1 protein-coding gene is annotated in these 783 nt (G+C 65.3%); it reads right to left on the minus strand.

From position 1 onward, the window contains the following. Positions 1–783: cytochrome C (locus RRB22_07550; protein ID MDT8384253.1), on the minus strand; the 783-nt coding region annotated here is incomplete at both ends.

The following is a 783-nucleotide window of genomic DNA, read 5'->3' on the forward strand; positions in this document are numbered from 1 at the left end:
TGATGTGGGTGGCGTGCTTGCCGATGGCGATCACGCCGTCGTGACAGGACGCGCAGCTGCCCAGCACCTGGGCGTGGTCCACCAGCGGGTTGACCGGGGTCCAGGCGGTGCTGACGTGGCAGGCCTCGCAGATGTCGGTGCTGTTGATGTGCGTGGCGGTCTTGCCGGTGGCGGTGGCGCCGTCGTGACAGGTGATGCAGGTCTCGGTGGTGGTGCTGTGGTCAAACGCGGCTACCAGCCAGTCGGTGGTGGTGTGGCAGGTGTCGCAGGCCTCGGTGGTGGTGATGTGGGTGGCGTGCTTGCCGATGGCGATCACGCCGTCGTGACAGGACGCGCAAGTCCCCAGCACCTGGGCGTGATCCACCAGCGGGTTGACCGGGGTCCAGGCGGTGCTGGCGTGGCAGGCCTCGCAGATATCCGTGGTGTTGATGTGCGTCGCGCTCTTGCCGGTGGCGATCACCCCATCATGGCAGGACTCGCAGTTGCCCAGTACCTGGGCGTGATCCACGGTAGTGATCGGCACCCAGGCCGTGTCCACGTGGCAGGCCTCACAGATATCCGTGCTGCTGATGTGCGTCGCGCTCTTGCCGGTGGCGGTGGCGCCGTTGTGGCAGGTGATGCAGGTCTCAGTGGTGGTCGAGTGATCAAACGCGCCCACTTGCCAGTCGACCGTGGTGTGGCAATTATTACACGACGCCATAGTGGGAATATGCGTGGCAGACTTGCCGATGGCGATCACCCCGTCATGGCAGGACTCGCAGCTGCCGATGACCTCGCTGTGGT

It is taken from the genome of Gammaproteobacteria bacterium (assembly GCA_032250735.1).
Lineage (GTDB): Bacteria > Pseudomonadota > Gammaproteobacteria > SZUA-152 > SZUA-152 > SZUA-152.